The 21912-nt window shown below is 69.7% G+C and carries 19 protein-coding genes; 18 read left to right on the forward strand and 1 reads right to left on the reverse strand.

Translation table 11 applies throughout. The features are described 5' to 3' along the window. Positions 1–118: 118 nt before the first annotated feature. Positions 119–772: an HAD family hydrolase gene (locus ITJ56_RS18920; RefSeq protein ID WP_194629507.1), complete on the reverse strand. Its 654-nt coding sequence runs from the start codon at positions 770–772 to the stop codon at positions 119–121. Positions 773–809: 37 nt separating this feature from the next. Between ITJ56_RS18920 and ITJ56_RS08070 the strand changes: the two genes are divergently transcribed. The 18 genes from ITJ56_RS08070 to ITJ56_RS08155 all read left to right on the forward strand — a co-directional run bounded on the left by ITJ56_RS08070 (position 810) and on the right by ITJ56_RS08155 (position 21831). After that, a complete protein-coding gene (locus tag ITJ56_RS08070) occupies positions 810–1484 on the forward strand; it encodes an L-threonylcarbamoyladenylate synthase (RefSeq protein ID WP_194629509.1) in 675 nt (224 codons plus the stop codon). After that, positions 1481–2707 carry an MraY family glycosyltransferase gene (locus tag ITJ56_RS08075; RefSeq protein ID WP_194629511.1) on the forward strand — a complete coding sequence of 409 codons (1227 nt, stop codon included), beginning with the start codon at positions 1481–1483 and terminating at the stop codon, positions 2705–2707. Before ITJ56_RS08070 ends, ITJ56_RS08075 begins: the two co-directional genes overlap by 4 nt. After that, complete coding sequence (locus tag ITJ56_RS08080) at positions 2704–3195, forward strand: hypothetical protein (protein ID WP_323749754.1); 492 nt, start codon at positions 2704–2706, stop codon at positions 3193–3195. Before ITJ56_RS08075 ends, ITJ56_RS08080 begins: the two co-directional genes overlap by 4 nt. 107 nt (positions 3196–3302) lie before the next feature. Then, entirely contained in the window at positions 3303–4163 is an 861-nt protein-coding gene (gene atpB, locus ITJ56_RS08085; RefSeq protein WP_323749755.1) for a F0F1 ATP synthase subunit A, read from the forward strand. Between the two features lie 61 nt (positions 4164–4224). Next, positions 4225–4467: an ATP synthase F0 subunit C gene (gene atpE / locus ITJ56_RS08090; RefSeq protein WP_017885749.1), complete on the forward strand. Its 243-nt coding sequence runs from the start codon at positions 4225–4227 to the stop codon at positions 4465–4467. Positions 4468–4476: 9 nt separating this feature from the next. Continuing rightward, on the forward strand, positions 4477–5031 hold the full coding sequence (locus ITJ56_RS08095) for a F0F1 ATP synthase subunit B (protein WP_194629513.1): 555 nt from the start codon (positions 4477–4479) through the stop codon (positions 5029–5031). A gap of 2 nt (positions 5032–5033) precedes the next feature. After that, entirely contained in the window at positions 5034–5828 is a 795-nt protein-coding gene (locus tag ITJ56_RS08100; protein ID WP_194629515.1) for a F0F1 ATP synthase subunit delta, read from the forward strand. Positions 5829–5936: 108 nt separating this feature from the next. Next, complete coding sequence (gene atpA, locus ITJ56_RS08105) at positions 5937–7565, forward strand: F0F1 ATP synthase subunit alpha (protein WP_194629517.1); 1629 nt, start codon at positions 5937–5939, stop codon at positions 7563–7565. Then, positions 7566–8468, forward strand: a complete 903-nt coding sequence (locus ITJ56_RS08110; RefSeq protein WP_194629519.1) for a F0F1 ATP synthase subunit gamma — start codon at positions 7566–7568, stop codon at positions 8466–8468. 47 nt (positions 8469–8515) lie between these two features. Next, entirely contained in the window at positions 8516–9970 is a 1455-nt protein-coding gene (gene atpD / locus ITJ56_RS08115; protein WP_017885744.1) for a F0F1 ATP synthase subunit beta, read from the forward strand. A 1-nt stretch (position 9971) separates the two neighbouring features. Further along, a complete protein-coding gene (locus ITJ56_RS08120; protein WP_194629521.1) occupies positions 9972–10235 on the forward strand; it encodes a F0F1 ATP synthase subunit epsilon in 264 nt (87 codons plus the stop codon). 14 nt (positions 10236–10249) lie between these two features. Next, a complete protein-coding gene (locus tag ITJ56_RS08125; protein ID WP_228517391.1) occupies positions 10250–11002 on the forward strand; it encodes a YaaA family protein in 753 nt (250 codons plus the stop codon). 108 nt (positions 11003–11110) lie between these two features. Beyond that, the gene (locus ITJ56_RS08130) at positions 11111–11668 is read left to right on the forward strand and encodes a hypothetical protein (protein WP_194629523.1); all 558 of its coding nucleotides are present in this window, start codon (positions 11111–11113) and stop codon (positions 11666–11668) included. Positions 11669–11723: 55 nt separating this feature from the next. Then, positions 11724–12572, forward strand: a complete 849-nt coding sequence (locus ITJ56_RS08135; RefSeq protein WP_194629525.1) for an FHA domain-containing protein — start codon at positions 11724–11726, stop codon at positions 12570–12572. A gap of 3 nt (positions 12573–12575) precedes the next feature. Continuing rightward, positions 12576–13397 (forward strand): PP2C family protein-serine/threonine phosphatase, encoded by an 822-nt coding sequence (locus tag ITJ56_RS08140; RefSeq protein ID WP_323749756.1) that lies wholly within the window; start codon positions 12576–12578, stop codon positions 13395–13397. A gap of 130 nt (positions 13398–13527) precedes the next feature. Beyond that, positions 13528–14940, forward strand: a complete 1413-nt coding sequence (locus ITJ56_RS08145) for a serine/threonine-protein kinase (protein ID WP_194629527.1) — start codon at positions 13528–13530, stop codon at positions 14938–14940. Then, positions 14937–20807, forward strand: a complete 5871-nt coding sequence (locus tag ITJ56_RS08150) for an Ig-like domain-containing protein (protein ID WP_194629529.1) — start codon at positions 14937–14939, stop codon at positions 20805–20807. The genes ITJ56_RS08145 and ITJ56_RS08150 overlap by 4 nt, the downstream gene beginning before the upstream one ends. Positions 20808–20859: 52 nt before the next feature. After that, a complete protein-coding gene (locus ITJ56_RS08155) occupies positions 20860–21831 on the forward strand; it encodes an AAA family ATPase (RefSeq protein WP_194629531.1) in 972 nt (323 codons plus the stop codon). Positions 21832–21912: the final 81 nt, after the last annotated feature.

Genomic DNA, 21912 nt, shown 5'->3' on the forward strand with positions numbered 1-21912 from the left:
CTACAATCACCACAGAACCCACTCCGCCATCGGAGCCCCACCCATCAGCAGACTCAACAACCTCCCTGGACATCACAGCTAGCCGGGGGCGAGCCGCGCCTCCAGGCCGGTGACGCGTCTACGCGACCGGAGCCGCCGTCTGCTGCTGCGCCGCGACGAAGGCGCGGACGTGCTCGCGCAGGTCGGTTTCGTGCTCGACCAGGACCGCGTGGATGCCGACGCTCCGCGCACCCGCGATGTTCTCGGGCATGTCGTCGGCGAAGAAGGTGCGCTCCGCGGGGACCCCGTGGTGGGCGATCGCGCGCTGGAAGACCTCGGGTTCGGGCTTCCTGGCACCGAAGTTGCTCGACGTGTCGAGGTGTTCGCCGAAGAGGCCCGGCAGGGACGGCGCCCACTCGTGGATCCACCGGCCGGCCAGTGGACCGTTGTTCGTGAGCAGGCCGACACGCCCGTGCTCGCTCGCGATCCGGACCGCCTCGATGCGCTCCGGCAGCTCCGTCATGGCCGAACCGCGGATGCGCGCCCAGGTGTCCTCGGGGACGTCGCACTCCATCGCCCGCTCGAACGCGGCGAGGTACTCGTCGCCGTCGGCGAACCCGCCGGCCTCGGCGCGCATCTCATGGCCGCAGTCCCACCACCGGCGGCGGAGCTCCTCGAAGGGGTGTCCGGTGAACTCGGAGAGTGCGGCCATGCGCACCTGCCAGTCGTAGCGGACCAGGACGTCGTCCATGTCGAAGAGGAACAGGAGCGGGGGTGCGGGCGTCTCGTTCACGATGTCCACCATTGTGTCGCACTATCATCGTCGAGTCATGGCATCCCGATACGACTGCACCGACTCCGACGGGCTCCTGACCGGGATGCGGCTCGCACGTGCCGCCCTCGGACGCGGAGAACTCGTCGTCGTCCCCACCGACACCGTCTACGGCCTCGCCGCGGACGCCTTCAGCGCGACCGCCGTGCAGCGGCTGCTCGACGCGAAGGGGCGCACCCGGCAGTCGCCGCCGCCCGTGCTCATCCCCGGTCCGCCCACGCTCGACGCCCTCGCCAGCGAGGTCCCGCAGCCGGTGCGCGACCTGGTGGCCGAGTTCTGGCCGGGCGGCCTGACCGTCATCCTGCGCGCCCAGCCGTCGCTGGACTGGGACCTCGGTGAGACGCGGGGCACGGTCGCCCTGCGCATGCCCGACTCGCGGATCGCGCTCGAGCTCCTGCAAGAGGTGGGACCGCTCGCGGTGTCATCGGCCAACTCGACCGGCGACCCCGCCGCCATGGACGTCGACGACGCCGAACGCATGCTCGGCGACAGCGTTGCGATCTACCTCGACGGTGGCGCGATCGGTGCGCACGAGGGGTTCGATGCCAGCACCGGGTCGACGATCGTCGACGCGACCGGGCTGTCGGAGGGCGGGAAGCTCCGCATCGTCCGGCACGGGGTGATCCCCGACGAGGAGATCATCCGGGTCGTCGGAGCCGACCTCGTCACATGAAGTACTACCTGCTCGCGGGAGCCATCGCCGCGGTCGTGAGCTTCGTCATGAGCGTCGTGGTCTGGAAGCTCGGGCTCAAGTACAAGTGGTACCCCCAGGTCCGTGAGCGGGACGTGCACCGCACGCCGACGCCGCGCCTGGGCGGGATCGCGATGTACATCGGCGTGATCGTGTCGCTGCTCGCGGCGTGGTTCCTGTTCCCCTCCATCGCGGGGACCGACTACTTCCGGCTGGTGTTCTCCGAACCGGGGCGGGTGCTCGCGGTGCTCGGGGGAGCGACGATCATCGTGGTGCTGGGCGTCGCCGACGACATCTGGGACCTCGACTGGATGACGAAACTCGCGGGGCAGATCATCGCTGCGGGCATCCTCGCCTGGCAGGGCGTGGCGATCGTCTCGCTGCCCATCGGCAACACGCTGGGCGTCGGCTCGTCGTACATGAGCCTGATCTTCACGGTGCTGGCGGTGGTGCTCGTGATGAACGCGGTGAACTTCATCGACGGGCTCGACGGCCTGGTCGCCGGGGTCGCCATCATCGCTGGCGGCGTGTTCTTCCTCTACACGTTCTTCATCAACCGCGTGGTCGTGCAGACCGAGTTCTTCTTCAACCTGCCGTCGCTGCTCACCGCGGTGCTGGTCGGCGCTTGCTTCGGCTTCCTCATCCTGAACTGGCACCCCGCCAAGCTCTTCATGGGTGACGCCGGAGCACTGCTCGTCGGGTTCCTGATGGCCACGAGCGCGGTCTCGGTCACGGGCAACATCGACCCGGCGGCGGTCCAGACACGCCAGGCGCTGCTGCCGGCGTTCATCCCGATCCTGCTGCCGTTCGCGATCCTGATCGTGCCGATCCTGGACTTCGGGCTCGCGGTGACCCGCCGGCTCAGTGCGGGGAAGTCGCCGTTCTCGGCCGACCGGAAGCACCTGCACCACCGCCTGCTCGACATGGGGCACTCGCACTTCCACGCCGTGCTGATCTTCTACGCGTGGACCGCGACCGTCGCCGTCGGGTGCCTGCTGTTCCTCTTCGTGGACTGGTACTGGGTCGTCGTGTTCGTGTCCGTCGGGTTCACGGTGTGCGCCGTCGCCACGTTCGCGCCCCTCGGCCGGAAGCGCGCCGAGATCGCCGCCCAGACCGCCAACCGCTCCGCCGCCGTGGTGGACGCCAGCCTCGACCCGCTCGACCGGGCCGCCAACGACCGCACGATCCCAGGAGACATCACGTGACCGCACCGAACGCGCTCGACCACGTCCGGCCGGTGTTCCGCCGCATCATCACGTGGGGAGCCGTCCTCGCCGTCGCCCTGGCCGTCGTGGGGGGACTCATCGGCTTCCTCGTGGCCGACGGCCCCGGCCTGGTCGGCGGGCTGCTCGGCGCCGTGCTGAGCGTCGTGTTCCTGGGCCTCACCGCCGTCAGTGTCCTCGTCGCGCTGCGCGTGTCGAAGGGGCAGATGATCTCCGGGGCGTTCTTCGGCATCGTGATGGGCACCTGGCTGCTCAAGTTCATCGTCTTCATCGTGCTGCTGGTCCTGCTCAGGGACCGCGACTGGGTCGACTTCCCGGTGCTCGCGATCGTGATCATCGCGGGGGTCGTCGGCTCGCTCGTCATCGACGTCGTCGCCGTGGCCAAGGCCCGCATCCCGATCGGTGTCCGGCTGCCGGGCGACGGCAACGACGACTCCGCGGACGCTGGGAACCGGGCCCCCCGCATCTGAGAAGCCGGGAAGCCTCTCGCACCTGATAGGCTTCTCGGAGTCCGCTACCGGAGCCTCTTGCTCGGGGCGGACGAGCCTCCACAACGTCCACCATCGCGTGCCATGATGTGCGCGCGCCGACACAGGAGACAGCGCTGCTATCCCACGCTCTTCCCCTGTCCCTCTCCGCTGCGGTTGACACCGTCGCGGCGGGGAGCAGCAAGGCCGCCGAGTTCCATGGTCCGTCGATCAACGAGTTCTTCCCCGATGCTCTTCTGTGGGCAGGGACGCCGTTCGAGATCGATCGGGTCGTCCTCATCCGCTTCTTCGCCGTCGCCGTGCTCCTGGTGTTCGCGTTCGTGGGCACCCGTGCACTGAAGCTCGTGCCGAACCGCGGTCAGGCGTTCATCGAGTACGCGTTCGACGTCGTCCGTCGCAACACCTTCGACAACCTCGGAGAGAAGGACGGCAAGCGTTTCCTGCCGCTCCTGGCGACGATCTTCTTCGGCGTGCTGTTCATGAACCTGACCGGTCTGATCCCGGGCATGAACCTCGCCGGCACCAGCCGCATCGCGATGCCGATGATCCTGGCGATCGTCGCGTACCTCGCGTTCATCTACGCCGGTCTCCGCAAGCACCCGGGCACGTTCCTCCGGAACTCGCTCTTCCCGCCCGGGGTGCCGTGGTACCTGTACATCATCGTGACGCCGATCGAGCTCGTCTCGACCTTCGTGCTCCGTCCGGTGACCCTGACGCTGCGACTCCTGATGAACATGGTCGTGGGGCACCTGCTCCTCGTGCTGTTCTTCTCGGCCACGCAGTTCTTCTTCTTCGACGCTTCGCTCGGCTTCAAGGCCTTCGGCGTCGGGACCATCGCGTTCGGCATCGCGTTCAGCTTCTTCGAGATCCTCGTCGCGCTGCTGCAGGCCTACGTCTTCATGCTCCTCACCGCCGTCTACATCCAGCTGGCGCTGGCCGACGAGCACTGATTCCTCACTGACCCCCTACGGGACCGGCGACCGTCGGACCCGCACCTCGAAAGGAAAACACGTGGACGCAACGACCGTTCTCGCGGAGATCAACGGCAACATCGCGACGGTTGGCTACGGCCTCGCAGCGATCGGCCCGGCCATCGGCGTCGGCATCGTCGTCGGCAAGACGATCGAGTCCGTCGCTCGCCAGCCCGAGCTCCAGGGCCGCCTGACGACCCTCATGTACATCGGTATCGCCTTCACCGAGGCCCTGGCCTTCATCGGTATCGCCACGTACTTCATCTTCACCGGCACCAACTAAGGTTCCTTGATGCAGAATGCACTCATCATCGCGGCGGAGGAAGCGCACAATCCGCTGATCCCCCCGGTGTACGACATCGTGTGGTCGCTGGTTGCCTTCGTCATCATCTTCCTGGTGATGTGGCGTGTCGTCACGCCGCGCATCACGAAGATGCTCGATGAGCGCACCGAGGCCATCGAGGGCGGCATCAAGAAGGCCGAGGCCGCTCAGGAGCAGGCCGCTGCTGCGCTCGACGAGTACAACAAGCAGCTCGCCGACGCACGTGCCGAGGCTTCGCGCATCCGTGAGCAGGCCCGCGCCGACGCCACGGCGATCGGCAACGAGGTCCGCGAGCAGGCGGCCGCCGATGCAGCACGCATCACGGCCAACGCCCAGGCGCAGATCGAGGCCGAGCGCCAGAGCGCCGTCCAGGCACTCCGGTCCGAGGTCGGCACCCTCGCGCTGGACCTCGCGTCCGGTGTGATCGGTGAGTCCCTCAAGGACGACGCCAAGTCGACCGCCGTGGTCGACCGCTTCCTCGCCGACCTCGAGGCCTCGCAGGCCACGAAGACGGGGGAGCACTGAGCATGCGCAGCGCTACCAGAGAAGCACTCGCGTCCACCAGGGCGGTGCTCTCGGACCTCGGTCCGAGTGCCGGCCTGGCCGCGGGTGCCGAGATCCTCGCCTCCGGGCGTGCGATCGCCGGTGCGCCGCAGCTGCTCGGGCTGCTGTCCGACCCGACCGCCGACCCGGTGGGCAAGAAGGTCCTCATCGACCGCGTCTTCGCCGGCCAGTCGGACGCGACGCGTGCGGTCCTGACCGCGGTGGCCGGCTCGCGCTGGTCGTCGCAGCAGGACCTGCTCGCGGGCATCGAGGACGCGGGCATCCGTGCCGTCGCCGCCACCGCAGGTCCGGACTCGTCGATCGAGTCGGAGCTGTTCGCCTTCGAGACCGCCGTCCGTTCGGACGCCGGCCTCGAGCTCGCGCTCGGCACGAAGCTCGGCAGCGCCGAGCAGAAGGGCGCGCTCGTCGAGCGGCTGCTCGGTGCCAAGGCATCGCAGCAGACGATCACGATCGTGTCGGCCCTGGTGCAGCAGCCCCGCGGCCGCCGCATCGGTGAGATCGTCCGCGATGCCTCGCGCATCGTGGCCGAGCAGGCCGGCAAGCTCGTCGCGACCGTCGTCACGGCGACTCCCCTGACCGCCGCCCAGTCGGCCCGCGTCACGCGCGGTCTGTCCGAGCGGTACGGCAAGGACATCAGCATCAACCAGGTCGTCGACCCCACGGTCGTCGGCGGGGTCCGGGTGCAGATCGGCGGCGACGTCATCGACGGCACCGTGTCCACGCGACTCTCGGAGCTCCGACTCCAGCTCGCCGGCTAGGCGTACGGTCGAAGCCGCTCCTCCCCAAGTCCACAACGGGAACTGCCGAGTCCGGCAGCGTCACCCTCTCGGAGCCGAAGGGCCCCGGAAAACCACAAGGAAAATCCCATGGCAGACATCACCATCAGCCCCGATGAGATCCGTGATGCCCTGAAGGACTTCGTCTCGAACTACGAGCCGACGAAGGCCTCCACGGCCGAGGTCGGGCACGTCACCGACGCCGGTGACGGCATCGCCCACGTCGAGGGTCTCCCCGGCGTCATGGCGAACGAGCTCATCCGCTTCGCGGACGGCACGCTCGGCCTCGCCCAGAACCTCGACGAAGACTCGATCGGCGCCATCGTGCTCGGCGAGTTCGGCGGCATCGAAGAGGGCATGGAGGTCACCCGCACGGGTGAGGTCCTCTCCGCCCCCGTCGGCGACGCCTTCCTCGGGCGCGTCGTCGACCCGCTCGGCGCCCCCATCGACGGTCTCGGCGAGATCGCAGCCGAGGGCCGTCGTGCCCTCGAGCTCCAGGCCCCCGGCGTCATGGCCCGCAAGTCGGTCCACCAGCCGCTGCAGACCGGCATCAAGGCCATCGACGCGATGATCCCCGTCGGCCGCGGTCAGCGTCAGCTGATCATCGGCGACCGCCAGACCGGCAAGACGGCCATCGCGATCGACACGATCATCAACCAGAAGGCCAACTGGGAGTCGGGCGACGAGGACAAGCAGGTCCGCTGCATCTACGTCGCCATCGGTCAGAAGGGCTCCACGATCGCCTCCGTCAAGGGTGCGCTCGAGGACGCCGGTGCGATGGAGTACACGACCATCGTCGCCGCTCCCGCATCCGACCCGGCCGGCTTCAAGTACCTCGCTCCGTACACCGGTTCGGCCATCGGCCAGCACTGGATGTACCAGGGCAAGCACGTCCTCATCATCTTCGACGACCTGTCGAAGCAGGCCGAGGCCTACCGTGCCGTGTCCCTCCTCCTCCGTCGTCCGCCGGGCCGCGAGGCCTACCCGGGTGACGTCTTCTACCTGCACTCCCGTCTGCTGGAGCGCTGCGCGAAGCTGTCCGACGAGCTCGGCGCCGGGTCGATGACGGGACTCCCGATCATCGAGACCAAGGCGAACGACGTCTCGGCGTACATCCCGACCAACGTCATCTCCATCACCGACGGCCAGATCTTCCTGCAGTCGGACCTCTTCAACGCGAACCAGCGTCCGGCAGTCGACGTGGGCATCTCGGTGTCCCGTGTCGGTGGTGACGCCCAGGTGAAGTCGATCAAGAAGGTCTCCGGCACGCTGAAGCTCGAGCTGGCGCAGTACCGCTCGCTCGAGGCGTTCGCGATGTTCGCGTCCGACCTCGACCAGGCGTCGCGTCGTCAGCTGGAGCGCGGTGCGCGTCTGACCGAGCTCCTCAAGCAGCCGCAGTACTCGCCGTACCCGGTCGAGGAGCAGGTGGTCTCGATCTGGGCCGGCACGAACGGCAAGCTCGACACCGTCCCGGTGCCGGACGTGCTCCGCTTCGAGTCCGAGCTGCTCGACCACCTGCGTCGCAACTCCGACGTCCTCACGACCCTGCGCGAGACGAACCAGCTCAGCGACGAGACCGTCGCCGAGATGGACAAGCAGATCGACGAGTTCACGAAGAGCTTCCAGACGAGCGACGGCAAGACCCTCGGCTCCGAGCAGTTCGACGCGGCTGTCGCCGAGGACGTCGACCAGGAGCAGATCGTCAAGGGTCGTCGTTAGATGGCAGCGCAGGTCCGGGTCTACCGCCAGCGGATCAAGTCGGCGAAGACCACGAAGAAGGTCACCCGCGCGATGGAGCTGATCTCGGCGTCGCGGATCCAGAAGGCGCAGGCCCGCATGGCTGCGTCTGGTCCGTACTCGCGGGCCGTGACCCGCGCGGTGTCGGCCGTGGCGACGTTCTCGAACGTCGACCACGTGCTGACCACCGAGCCGGAGTCGTCGACCCGTGCGGCCGTCGTGCTCTTCACCTCGGACCGCGGCCTGAACGGCGCGTTCAGCACGAACGTCCTCAAGCAGGGCGAGGAGCTCGCCTCCCTGCTCCGCAGCGAGGGCAAGGACGTCGTCTACTACCTGGTCGGCCGCAAGTCCGTCGGGTACTTCGCGTTCCGCGAGCGTCCGTCGGAGCAGCAGTGGGTCGGCAACACCGACCAGCCGGAGTTCTCGACGGCCAAGGAGATCGGCGACGCCGTCGTGGCGAAGTTCCTCCAGGACACGGCCGACGGTGGCGTGGACGAGATCCACATCGTCTTCAACCGGTTCATCAGCCTCGCGACCCAGGAGCCGCAGGTCGTCCGCCTGCTCCCGCTCGAGGTCGTCGACGGTGTCGACGAGCCCGTGGGCGACGAGCCCCTGCCGCTCTACGAGTTCGAGCCGGACGCCGACGCGGTGCTCGACTCGCTGCTCCCGGTCTACATCGAGAGCCGCATCTTCAACGCCATGCTGCAGTCGGCTGCTTCCGAGCATGCTGCACGGCAGAAGGCGATGAAGGCGGCCAGCGACAACGCCGACTCGCTGATCCGTGACTTCACCCGACTCGCGAACAACGCGCGTCAGGCGGAGATCACCCAGCAGATCTCCGAGATCGTCGGCGGCGCCGACGCCCTCTCGTCGAAGAAGAAGTAGTCCGCGTCGTTCGCGGACAGATACCCACCCTCAGGAAGGCACCAGCCATGACCGACACCGCAACCACCGCGGTCGAGACGTCGTCGGCGCCCGGTGTCGGCCGGATCGCCCGTGTGACGGGCCCCGTCGTCGACATCGAGTTCCCCCACGACGCAATCCCGGAGATGTACAACCTCCTGTTCACGACCATCACCATCGGTGACTCGTCGCAGGAGATCGGCCTCGAGGTCGCGCAGCACCTCGGCGACGACCTCGTCCGTGCCATCTCCCTGAAGCCGACCGACGGCCTGGTCCGTGGCCAGGAGGTCCGTGACTCGGGCGCTCCGATCTCGGTTCCTGTCGGCGACGTCACCAAGGGCAAGGTCTTCGACGTCCTCGGCAACGTGCTCAACACGGACGAGAAGCTCGAGATCACCGAGCGCTGGCCGATCCACCGCAAGGCTCCGGCCTTCGACCAGCTCGAGTCCAAGACCTCGATGTTCGAGACCGGCATCAAGTCCATCGACCTCCTCACCCCCTACGTGCAGGGTGGCAAGATCGGCCTCTTCGGTGGTGCGGGCGTCGGCAAGACCGTCCTCATCCAGGAGATGATCCAGCGCGTTGCGCAGGACCACGGTGGTGTCTCGGTGTTCGCCGGTGTCGGTGAGCGCACCCGTGAGGGCAACGACCTCATCGGTGAGATGGAAGAGGCGGGGGTCTTCGACAAGACGGCCCTCGTGTTCGGCCAGATGGACGAGCCGCCGGGAACGCGTCTGCGCGTGGCCCTGTCGGCGCTGACGATGGCGGAGTACTTCCGCGATGTCCAGAAGCAGGACGTGCTCCTCTTCATCGACAACATCTTCCGCTTCACGCAGGCCGGTTCCGAGGTCTCCACGCTGCTCGGCCGCATGCCGTCCGCCGTGGGCTACCAGCCCAACCTGGCCGACGAGATGGGTGTGCTCCAGGAGCGCATCACGTCGACGCGTGGTCACTCGATCACCTCGCTGCAGGCGATCTACGTGCCGGCTGACGACTACACCGACCCGGCTCCGGCCACCACGTTCGCGCACCTCGACGCGACGACCGAGCTCTCCCGTGAGATCGCGTCGCAGGGTCTGTACCCCGCGATCGACCCGCTGGCGTCGACGTCGCGCATCATGGACCCGCGGTACCTGGGTGCCGACCACTACGAGACGGCAACGCGCGTCAAGCAGATCCTCCAGAAGAACAAGGAACTGCAGGAGATCATCGCCATCCTCGGTGTCGACGAACTCTCCGAAGAGGACAAGATCACGGTCGAGCGCGCTCGTCGAATCCAGCAGTTCCTCTCGCAGAACACCTACATGGCGAAGAAGTTCACCGGTGTCGAGGGCTCCACGGTGCCGCTCAAGGACACCATCGAGTCCTTCCGCGCCATCGCCGACGGCGAGTTCGACCACGTTGCGACCCAGGCGTTCTTCAACGTCGGTGGCATCAACGACGTGGAAGAGAAGTGGGCTCAGATCCAGAAGGAGAACCGCTGAGATGGCGGGTCTCACCGTGAGCGTCGTCTCGGCTGACCGTGAGGTCTGGTCGGGCGACACCACCATGGTCATCGCACGGACGACAGAGGGCCAGATCGGCATCCTCACCGGACACGAGCCGATGCTCGCGATCCTGGCGCAGGGTCAGGTCCGCATCACGCGGGCCGATGGGTCGACCGTCGCGGTCGACGCCGAGGACGGCTTCCTGTCCGTCGAGCACGACACGGTGACGATCGTCGCGCGGCAGGCCGCGCTGGCGTCCTGACCGGACTGACCGTCCTGCTCCCGCCTTCGGAGACGAAGCGGGAGGGCGGGGACACGAGCCGCACGCTCGATCTGCGTGCACTCTCGTTCCCGGAACTGGCCGATGAGCGGGCCGCGGTGATCACCGCGGCCCGCTTCGTCAGTTCCGAGGAGTCCTCGGCCAGGACGGCTCTCAAGCTCGGCCCGAAGTCGGTAACCGAGCGCCTGCGCAACCTCGAGCTCGACACCTCGGGCACGTTGCCCGCCATCGAGCGGTACACCGGCGTCCTCTACGACGCGCTGGCGGTACGGGATGCGGACGCCTCCACCACATCGTGGTGGGAGGAGCACGTGATCGTCCAGTCCGCCATGTTCGGCCCGATCGGCGCGGGTGACCTGATCCCGGCGTACCGGCTGTCGCACGATTCGCGGCTCGGCACGGTTCGTCTCGCGTCGCACTGGCCGGCGGTCTCGACACAGGCGCTGCGCGCTCGCGTCGACGGCCTCGTGCTCGATCTGCGGTCGGAGGGGTACCGGCAGCTCGGACCCGTGGCCGACGCGGTCGCGCCACGCGTCGTGAGCGTCGACGGCGACGGCCGTCGGCGGGCGCTCAACCACTGGAACAAGACGGCGAAGGGGCGCCTGCTCGCCTTGCTCGGCCGGACCGGGGCAGCGATCGACACCATGGACGACCTCGTCGGCTGGGCCGCCGAGCACGGTGTGGTCGTCGAGCGCAGCGACAGCGGGTGGGACCTCGTCGCCGAGAGCCTGGCGCCGGTCGCGGTCTGATCGTTGCCCCGCCGCCCTGTCCTCCACAGGGTCGGACGGGGCGAGGGCGGTCCACAGATGGTCGCCGCACCCCTGTCTGGAGGTCCGCACCACGTTTCGATGGCGTGCATGATCCCCCTCACGGCACAGTCCGAAACCGGCTCCGCAGTCCGTTTCCCTCGCGAGATCGCGGCGGCGGTCACCCTCCCCGCTGCGGCGGCAGCGCTCGTCGCGCCCGGGAGCGCCCCGCTCCGAAGCGGGGCTGCCACGGCGGTCGTCACCGCCTGTGGCGCACTCGCGCCACGGATGGCCCTGGTCCCCTTCATCGCGGCGCGTCACCAGCCCGATCCGCGATCGATCCACGTGTTCGACCCGTTCGCCGACCCGACGCCACCCGCACTGCACGGTTTCGGTCCAGCCCCTGACCGCGTGCGCGTGCGCGTCGCCGGAGACCGGTGCGCCGAGGCATGGCAGGTGTGGCGATCGCAGGACGGCTCATTCGACGGTGCATCCGGTGCCGCCGGCGCACTGTCACTCGGCGCGTGGTGTGCCTGGGCGCTCGGCTCGTGGGCGCGGGCGGAGACCCGGGCTCGGTACGCCCTCGAGACCCGAGCGGATGATCCGCTGGCCGGGCTCGTCCTGCGCTCGGTCCTGGCGGGCAGTGGGCCGTCGTGGGAGCGTCGATGACGAGGGGCCGACCCGATCGTCTACGGTTGGGGAGACCACGCTGGGAGGGCTTCGGTTGCGCGACGACGACATCGAGGACACCGTCATCCGGCGACCCCGACGAACGCTGTCGCGCAACAGCCCGGGCGGCGCCCTCGGAGACACCGTCATCCGCGGGACGGGCGCCGGAACGGCAGCGCACGAGCCCCCGGAGCACGCCGACGCACTCGACGCCGCCGCTGCCGACGACGTCCTCGGTGACACGATCATCCGGCCGCGTCGGACCCCCGCGACCCACCCGGTCCGCCGGTCGTCCGGGTCGGACGGAGTCCTGGCCGAGGCCGCAACAGCCGACGCCAACGAGCCGGAGGACACCGTCGTCCGGGCACCCGCGCGACCCGCCGTCGGTCCGAGCACGCCCCTCGGGGCCGCCCCGGGCCTCCCGTCCGTCCCCACCATCCCGCCGGTCCCGGCGACCCCCTCCGCTCGTGTGCCGTCGATCCGGATCGGCGACCGCACCTTCCGGCTCGACCACCCGGTGATCATCGGGCGACGGCCGTCGCTGCCGCGGATCACGCGCGATCCGGCGCCGGAGCTCGTCACGGTGCGGTCGGTGTACGGACAGGTGTCGTCGTCGCACGTGCACCTGCACGCCGAGGGCGAAGCCGTCGTCGTGCAGGACCTCCGGTCAACGAACGGGACGGTCGTCCGGCCGGCCGGTGCACCGCCGTACCGCATGGCGTCGGGTGCGGCGATCGTCGCGCTGACGGGTACGGTAGTCGAGATCGGTGACGGGAACGCCATCGAGGTCCTCTCGCCGTACCTCCGGGTCGCACCGACGGAAGAGGGGCTCCCTCCGGTTCCCCCGTGGCCCTCCGACCAGACAGCACACGGCACGCCCCGACCCACCAGAGAGCGATCCTGACACGTGACCGAACTCGGCCGAGCAGCCACTGCGCATGCCATCGACGTCCCCGGTGCCGACGGCGCCACCCTGATGCTCTCGTGGGGAGCCGCGACCGACGTCGGTCGTCGGCGTGACCACAACGAGGACAGCTACATCGTGGGGGCACCGTTCTTCGTCGTCGCGGACGGCATGGGGGGACACCTCGCGGGGGACCGCGCGAGCGACGCCGTGGTGCGCCGCCTCGAGCAGGTGACCCCGGAGCCCTTCACCACCCGCCAGGGGATCCAGCGCGCGCTGCTGCTCGCGACCGCCGACATCGAGCGCGCTGCCGGCGGCAACGCCATCGGTGCTGGCACCACCGTCACGGGCATCGCGCTCGTCGCATCACTCGGACAGCCCGCTGCGCTCGTCTTCAACGTCGGGGACTCGCGCACGTACCGGATCGAGGACGGCGTGCTCCGCCGCGTCACCGTCGACCACTCGGTCGTCCAGGAGATGGTGGACGCGGGACTCCTGCGGGCCGAGGACGCCGAACAGCACCCGGACAGCAACGTGATCACCCGTGCGGTCGGCTTCGGTGAGCCCCCGGCACCGGACTGGTGGACCCTCCCGCTGCGGGCCGGTGACCGGTACATCGTGTGCTCGGACGGCCTGACGAAGGAACTCGGTGACGCCGGAATCGCCCGGATCGCTGCCGTGGAGCCGGGAGCTCAGGAACTCGCGGACCGCCTGGTCGGCGACGCGGTCGTCGCCGGTGGCCGGGACAACGTCACCGTGGTCGTGCTCCAGGTGGACGCAGCACCGGACGACGGCGACCTCGAGGACACGCTGCCTCGCCACTGACCACCCCCTGAACTGGGGGAGCGCACCTGTTCCGTGGTGAACGGGGTGCGGAATGACGGTCACCCACGCTTCGTACAATGACAGGGCCACGTCGAGAGAGCTGGCCGCTCGGCCGCGGGAGGAGGGGATCATGGCGCGACGCCTGCCGTCCGACCCGCCCGTGATCGGCGGCTTCAGCCCCGTGCACGTCCTCGGCTCCGGCGGGTTCGCCGACGTCTTCCTCTACGAGCAGGACATGCCCCGCCGCCAGGTCGCGGTGAAGGTGCTCCTCGACGAGGTCGTCGACGACCGGGTCCGGCAGATGTTCCAGGCCGAGGCGAACCTGATGGCCCGCCTGAGCACACACCCCTCGATCCTGACCGTGTTCCAGGCGAGCGTCGCAGCAGACGGCCGCCCGTACCTCGTGATGGAGCTGTGCTCCTCGTCACTGAGCGAGCGCTACCGCCGCGAACCCGTCCCCGTCTCCGAGGTGCTGTCCATCGGCATCCGCATCGGGTCCGCGCTCGAGACCGCGCACCGCGAGGGCGTGCTGCACCGCGACATCAAGCCGTCGAACATCCTGCTCACGGCCTACGGCAACCCGGTGCTCTCCGACTTCGGGATCGCCGCGACCATCGGGGGCACCGACCCGGACGAGCCGATCGGCATGTCCATCCCCTGGTCGGCGCCCGAGGTCCTGATCGACGAGTCCCGCGGCACGATCCAGTCCGAGGTCTACTCGCTCGCGGCGACCGTCTACTCCCTGCTCGCCGGACGCAGTCCGTTCGAGGTCCGCGGGGGCAAGAACGGCGCGAGCGACCTGATGCACCGGATCGACAAGGGCGGCGTGAAGCCCACCGGCCGGACCGACGTGCCGCCCTCGCTCGAGCGGCTGCTCGCCACGGCGCTGTCCCGCAAGCCGCAGGCACGCCCGGCGACCGTGATCGAGCTCGTCCGGGGGTTCCAGCAGGTCGAGGCCGAGCTCGGCATCCCGCAGACGGCAGCCGACGTCGCGGTGGAGCCCTGGGCGATCTCCACGCCAACGCCGCACGGCGACCAGACCGTGGTACGCGAGCTCCAGCCACCCACGCGCGTCGGTGGACGTCGACGCACCCGTCGTGCCGTGCAGGGCGGGGTCGTGGCGGGCGGGTCAGAGAGTGTCGGAACGCTGCACCGGACCGGCTCCGTGACGCGCGCTCGGCGTCGCACCCGTTCAACACTCGTCTGGGCGACCTCCCTCGCCGTCGTGGTGGTCGCTGCCCTCGCGATCGCGACCGTCCTCGTGCTGGGCCGGCTCGGTTCCGGTGCCATCCCGGTCGTCGCCGAGGTCCGTGCCGAGCCCGCCGCCGAGTCGGTGTCGTTCAGCTGGACGGATCCGGGCCTCCGGAGCGGGGACACCTACGTCATCTCCTCCAACGGCTCCTCCAGCCAGCAGACGGGTGCGACCTTCGTCGTCTCCGGGCAGCGCGGTGACGAGGAGTGCATCGCCGTCGCCGTGAACCGCGACGGCAAGACCGGTGCCGCGAGCGCGGAGAAGTGTGCCACGATCGGGGCCGCCGGGTGATCCGCGCCTTCCTCGCCAAGCACCGGTCCGCCGCTGTCACGACGGGTGCGTCCGTGCTCGTCGCCGCGGTCGTCGCGACCACGGCGATCGTGTCGAACGGCTACCACACGCAGCGCGTCGACCTCGGTGACGGAACCGTCTGGGTGCCCTCGACCGAGTACGGCGCGATCGGCCGCGCGAACACCGGCGTCCTCCAGCTCAACACCGCGGTCGAGACCGCGAGCGACGACCTCTCCGTGCTGCAGCGAGGTTCGACCGTCTACAGCGTCGACGAGACGAAGGGCACGGTCGCCGAGGTCGACGTCGCCGACGCCACCGTCGGCGACGCCGTCACCCTGCCGGCCGGGACTCCGCACGTCTTCTTCCCCGGCGACACCGCGGTGATCGGCAACCAGGACACCGGAGAACTCTGGGCGACGCCCGCGAGCGACCTGGCTGACTTCGACGCCTCGACCAAGGCCGACCTGACGCTGGGCGCCGACACCGTGTTCGACGCCTCCGACGACCACGTCGCCGTGTACTCGGCGAAGACCGGCACCGCATCGCTCGTCGACGTCGGAGCGACCCTGACGGTCGACCAGCGCTGGAAGGTCGACATGGACCGCGGCGACGACTTCCAGGTCGCGACCTTCGACGGTCACCTCGCCGTGCTCGACCGCACGGACGGCGTCCTGTCGATCGACGGTCACACGGTCGAGCTCGGCGACCGTCTCGGTTCCTCGCCGGCGTTGCAGCGTTCGTCGGACGCCTCCTCGCAGGTCACCGTCGCGGGCACGGCCGGTCTGGTCCGGGTGACTGCGTCGGGCTCCGTGGACGCCACTGCGCTGCAGGTCTCCGGACGTGCGGCGCGGCCCTACGTCGACGGCTCCTGCACCTACGCGGCGTGGGCTGGCGGCCAGGCGATCGACACCTGTGACGGCAGCGCGCTCCAGCGGCTCGCGAGCACCGGTGGCACCAGTGAGCTGCAGATCCTGCACAACGGCCAGACCGTCGTCGCGAACGATCCGCGGAGCGGACGCTCCTGGGCCATCGACCGGAGCGGCCAGCTCATCGACAACTGGGCCGACCTCGTCGAGCAGGACGACGAGAAGCAGCAGGAACAGGTCTCCGACGACGATCCCGAGGTCGACAAGGACCAACAGCCGCCCGTGGCGGTCGACGACGAACTGGGCGCTCGTCCGGGACGCACGACGAGCCTCCCGGTCCTGCTCAACGACTACGACCCGAACGGTGACCCGATCATCGTGAGCGAGGTCGGCGCCATCTCGAAGTCCGCCGGCCGCGTCGCGATCGTCGGTGACGGCCAGCGGTTGCAGGTCACGCTGTCGTCCCGCGCGACCGGCACCGTCGCGTTCCAGTACACGATCACCGACGGCAACAGCGGGTCCGACACCGCGACGGTCCGGATCACCGTGCGCCCGGACACCGAGAACGACGCCCCACGGCAGGTCCGGGACACCTCGGCCGACGTCGTCCAGAACGGGCACCTGGTGACGAATGTGCTCGGCGACTGGGTGGACCCCGACGGCGACCCGGTCTACCTGGAGTCGGCGACGGCGTCCAACGGCGACCGCGTGTCGACCACACCGGACGGGCTCCTCGACTTCCGCGCGGACAGCGGACGGACAGGGGAGCGTTCGGCGCAGTTGGTCGTGAGCGACGGTCGTGCCGAAGGCCGGGGCGGGGTGACCGTCCGGGTGGCGGAGCAGGGCGCCGTGCCGCTCCGCGCCGACCCGTTCCCGGTCTCGGGTTACGCCGGCAAGGCCTTCACGGTCGAGCCGCTCGACCACGTCCGCGGTGGCAACGGCACGGTGACCCTGACGAGCGTGTCGTCGCCGTCCGGCCTGACCGTCACGCCGAGCTACGACGCCGGTACGTTCCGGGTGCAGGGTGAGCGCGCTGGGGACCACCAGCTCGAGTACACGGTCACCGACGGCGTCAAGACCTCCAGTGGGACGGTCCGGGTGACCGTCCTCGCTCCGCCGGACGCCTCCACGGCGCCGATCACCACGCCCAAGACGGTGTTCGTCAACACCCTGTCGACGAAGGACACCGACGTCACGGCGACCGACATCGACCCCGCGGGTGGGGTGCTCCTCGTCACCGCGCTCGACGGACCTGTGCGCGGCAGCGGGGTGCAGGCGAACATCCTCGACCAGCACACGGTCCGCGTCACCCTGACGGCACCGCTCGACCGCCCGGTGTCGTTCGGGTACACCGAGACCAACGGCTTGGCATCGTCCCCCGGCACCATCACGGTGGTCGAGATCCCCGAGCCCGATCGCATCCAGCCGCCGGTCGCGCAGCCCGACACCACCACCGTGCGCGTCGGGGACGTCGCGAACATCGACGTGCTCGACAACGACACCCAGCCCGAGGGCGAGCCGCTGACGCTGCAGCCGGAGCTGGTGCAGAACGTGCCCGGCGACGGCGGACTGCTGTTCGTCTCCGGCGACCACCTGCGCTACCTCGCGCCGAAGACCCCGGGCAACTACACCGCGGTCTACCGCGTCGCGGGGCCCGACGGACAGTACGCCGATGCGGCCGTGTCGATCTCCGTGCGGGAGCGGGACGCCGCCACGAACAACCCGCCCGTCCCGCAGACGGTCACCGCGCGCGTCGTCGCCGGCTCCTCGGTGCGCGTGGTCGTGCCCCTGAACAGCATCGACCCGGACGGCGACTCCGTGCAGCTGGTCGGTGTCGGGTCGAACCCCGACAAGGGCTCCGTGACGGACGTCGCGGGCGATGCGCTGACCTACGAGGCCGGTGACTACTCAGCCGGGACGGACGAGTTCACCTACACGGTGGTGGACGCCCTCGGTGCCCGCGCGACCGGGACGATCCGTGTCGGCATCGCGCCCCGCGCCGAGCAGGCGTCCAACCCCGTGGCCGAGGCCGACCACGTCACGATCCGTCCCGATGGCTCGGTGACCGTCCGCGTGCTGCAGAACGACTCCGACCCGGAGGGCGGGCAGCTCACCGTCTCGCGGGCCGAGCCCACGGCCGAGGACGTCACCGCGAAGATCCTGCGGAAGCAGCAGATCCGGGTGACCCCGCCGAAGTCCGCGAAGACGGGTGACTTCGCCGTGCTCTACACGGTGGCGAACACCAGCGGGGGATCGAGCACCGCGTTCCTCACCGTCACCGTCGACGAGGACGCCCAGCCGCTCCGACCGGAGGTCGACGACACCACGCTCGACCTGCAGGACATCCTGCACCGGCAGAGCGTGACGGTCGACGTGCTCGACAACGTCTTCTTCGCCGAGGGCACCGCCGCGGACCTGCGGGTCGGTGTCGTCCCCGGCTACGGCGACACCGCACGGACCACCGACGACGGCCGGATCACGGTCCGCCTGACAGACGAGTCCCAGGTGATCCCGTTCTCGGTCGCCCGCGTCGACCATCCGGACATCGTCTCCTACGGCTTCGTCAACGTGCCCGGGTTCGACGACGCGCTGCCGCAGATCAACCGCAGCGCCGGGGCCGTCACGGTGAAGAGCGAGGCGACGGTCCGGATCCCGCTCGAGGACTTCGTCGTCACGGCCAACGGCGAGACCGCGAAGATCACCGACCGCGGCACGGTCAAGGCCACCCACGCCAACGGGCGGAGCCTGGTGGTGGACTCGTCGACGCTGCAGTTCACCTCCTCGAAGCTCTACTACGGCAAGGCCTCCATCTCGTTCGAGGTCACCGACGGTTCGGCGGCGAACGGTGGCGAGGGACGCGTCGCCACGCTCGTGCTCCCCATCACCGTGACGCCCCGGTCCAACCAGCCGCCGGCGTTCACGGGGTCGTCGGTCGAGATGCAGCCGGGCGAGACGCGCAAGATCGACCTGACGAAGCTCACCGACTACCCGTACCCGAAGGACCTGCCCGAGCTGCGGTACTCGGTCGTCGGGCGCCCCGCCGCGGGGACCACCGCCACGATCGCGAAGCAGCAGCTGACGATCACCGTCGCCGACACCGCGAAGAAGAACACCTCGGCGTCGATCGGGATCGGTGTCGCGGACGAGGCCAACGCAGGTCGCGCCGGCACGGTCACCGTGGGCGTCGTCGCGTCCACCAGACCCGTCGTCCAGCCGGGCGCGGACCGGTCGGTCACGAAGCGCGGGGCGACGACCACCATCGACGTCCTCACCAACGACCAGCCGACGAACCCGTTCCCGGGTGAGCGACTGCGCGTCGTGAACATCCGTGGCCTCTCCGGGGGCCTGCCGAGCGGCGTCACCGTGACACCCAGCGGCGACCGGTCGCGCCTGCAGGTCCGTGTGGCGGACGGCGCGAAGCCCGGCGACGCCCACCTGCAGTACCAGGTCGCCGACGCCACGAACGACCCGGACCGGTACGTCTGGGGCGACGTGACGATCTCCGTCCAGGACGTCCCGGACGCTCCCGGTGCGCCGACCCGGACGGGCTCGTACGACGGCGGACAGGTGACGCTCACGTGGCCGACGCCGCAGGGCAACAACTCCCCGATCACCGGGTACCGCGTCGTGGGGACCAACGGCGTCTCGAAGAACTGCGGCACCGCGACGGTGTGCACGATCACGGGGCTCGACCCCACGGCGTCCTACCGGTTCCAGGTGGTGGCCACCAACGCCATCGGTGACTCGAAGCCCTCGGCGCGTTCCGGCCCGATGAGCGCCGACTTCGTGCCGGCACCGCCGAAGGGCATCACCGTCACGCCGAGCAAGTCCACGCCGAACCAGCTCGACGTGCGGTGGAACAAGGTCGCCGCGCCGAACAACGGCAGTGCGGTCGACGACTACATCGTCAGCATCGAGGGCCCCGGGCTGTCCACCACCCGGAACACCGGCACCGCCACGAACACCTCGTTCACCGGTGCCCAGAGCGCCGCTCAGTACAGGGTCACCGTCTCGGCGCGGAACGATGCCGATCGGAACGCCACCGTGGTGCAGTGGAACTCCGGTTCCGCGACCGGTGCTGCGGTCGGCACGCCGGCTGTGCCGACCCTGAACGCGTCACGCGACGCGTCGCCGGGGCGCACGACGGTGGCACTGAGCGCCACCGAGAGCGACTGGGCCGGGGGAGGCCGGACGCTCACCATCGTGCGCTACCCGCCCGGTGTGAACATCCCGAGCGGGTGCTCCACCAACGGGTCCGACAAGAAGTGGGACGGCAGCAGCGCCACCGACACGCTGAACTCCAACGGCAACTTCCAGTACGTCGCGCTGGCCGACAACGGCCTGTTCTGCACCCCGAGCCGAGCGGCTTCCGTGCAGGGGTACGCCGCTCCGGGTACGGCGTCGGCGGACATCGGCATCGAACGGTTGAGCGACGACGACGGCACCTACGCCATCCGGATCCGCGACCCGCGCGCACAGCCGAGCCCGAACGGGTCGATCGACCACTTCGCGTACTCCGTCAACGGCGGTGGCTTCGTGTCGTTCGGCGGGAACGGGTCGTGGGTCACCGGCGCCGCATTCGGCTCGACGGTGAGCGTGACCGTGGTCGCCTGTGCGGACGACACCGCGAACTTCTGTGGTGACGGGACCACCGTCGGCGGACTCCGCCCGGTGCAGACCCGGGCCTCGCTCCCCGAGTCGATGACCGCCGGTGCCCAGGTGACCGTGGCTTCTGCTCCGCAGAACGCGGGGCTCCAGCCCTCCGGCTACCGCGTCGTGTTCTGTGGCTCGCGCTACTACCAGCTCTGCGGTCAGGGCACGGTCTACGCGCCGGAAGCGCTGCCGACCGTCGAAGACTCACCCCTCACCCGGTACGTCTACGTCGCGGCGATCGTCGACGGGCACGAGGACCCGAACCCGCCGAGCGCCACGATCGAGGCAGCGCCCGTGCCGGACCCCGCGCCGGAGCAACCCGACCCGGAACCGGCGCCAGCCGGCTGACCCAGGCCCGCCCGACGCCGCCCCTCCCGCCACGACCGAAGGACCACACCGCATGAGCATGACCCCGGAGCAGGCCACCTGGTTCGCCGACGTCGCCGGCCGCATCGTGACCAACGTCGAGCAGGTGCTCCTCGGGAAGACGTTCGTGATCCGCCTGGCGGTGACGGCGATGCTCAGCGAGGGCCACCTGTTGCTCGAGGACGTCCCCGGCACGGGCAAGACGAGCCTGGCGCGTGCGATGGCGCAGAGCGTCCAGGGGTCGACGAACCGCATCCAGTTCACGCCCGACCTGCTGCCCGGCGACATCACCGGCATCAGCGTCTACGACCAGCGCACCCAGGAGTTCGACTTCCACCGCGGCCCAGTCTTCGCGAACATCGTGCTCGCCGACGAGATCAACCGCGCGAGCCCGAAGACCCAGTCCGCCCTGCTCGAGGCGATGGAGGAGTCCGCGATCACGGTCGACGGCGTCAACCACCGTCTCGCCGCGCCGTTCATGGTCATCGCGACGCAGAACCCGATCGAGCAGGCCGGCACGTACCGACTGCCCGAGGCACAGCTCGACCGCTTCCTCATGAAGACCTCCATCGGGTACCCGGACCACGCCGCCACGGTGAAGATCCTCGAGACCTCGTCGGCCCCGTCGGCTTCGGTGCCGCTGGCGAGCGTCGTGCCCGCCGCGACGATCACCGAGATGGCCGCCCTGGCCCGGACGGTGCACGTCGACGCCGTGATCGCCGACTACGTCGCTCGTCTGGTCGACGCCACCCGTTCCGCCAGCGAGGTCCGCCTCGGCGTCAGCGTCCGTGGCGCGATGGGCCTGATCCGGGCCGCACGCGTCCTCGCTGCCCTGTCCGGTCGGCACTACGTCACCCCGGACGACGTCAAGGCACTCGCGGTGCCGGTCCTCGCACACCGCCTGGTGCTCGACGCCGAGGCCGAGTTCGACGGCGTGAGCGCGCCGAGCGTCATCGCGCAGCTCCTGGTGGAGACCCCGCCGCCCGCCGACCGAGTCACGACGTGACGGACCGCCGGCCCGTCTCCACGCGCTCGCGCCGCCCGACCTCGACGCGGTCGCGTCGTGGCACGACCGCCTACGAGCGCA

The organism is Curtobacterium sp. VKM Ac-1376 (assembly GCF_015351025.1).
GTDB lineage: Bacteria > Actinomycetota > Actinomycetes > Actinomycetales > Microbacteriaceae > Curtobacterium.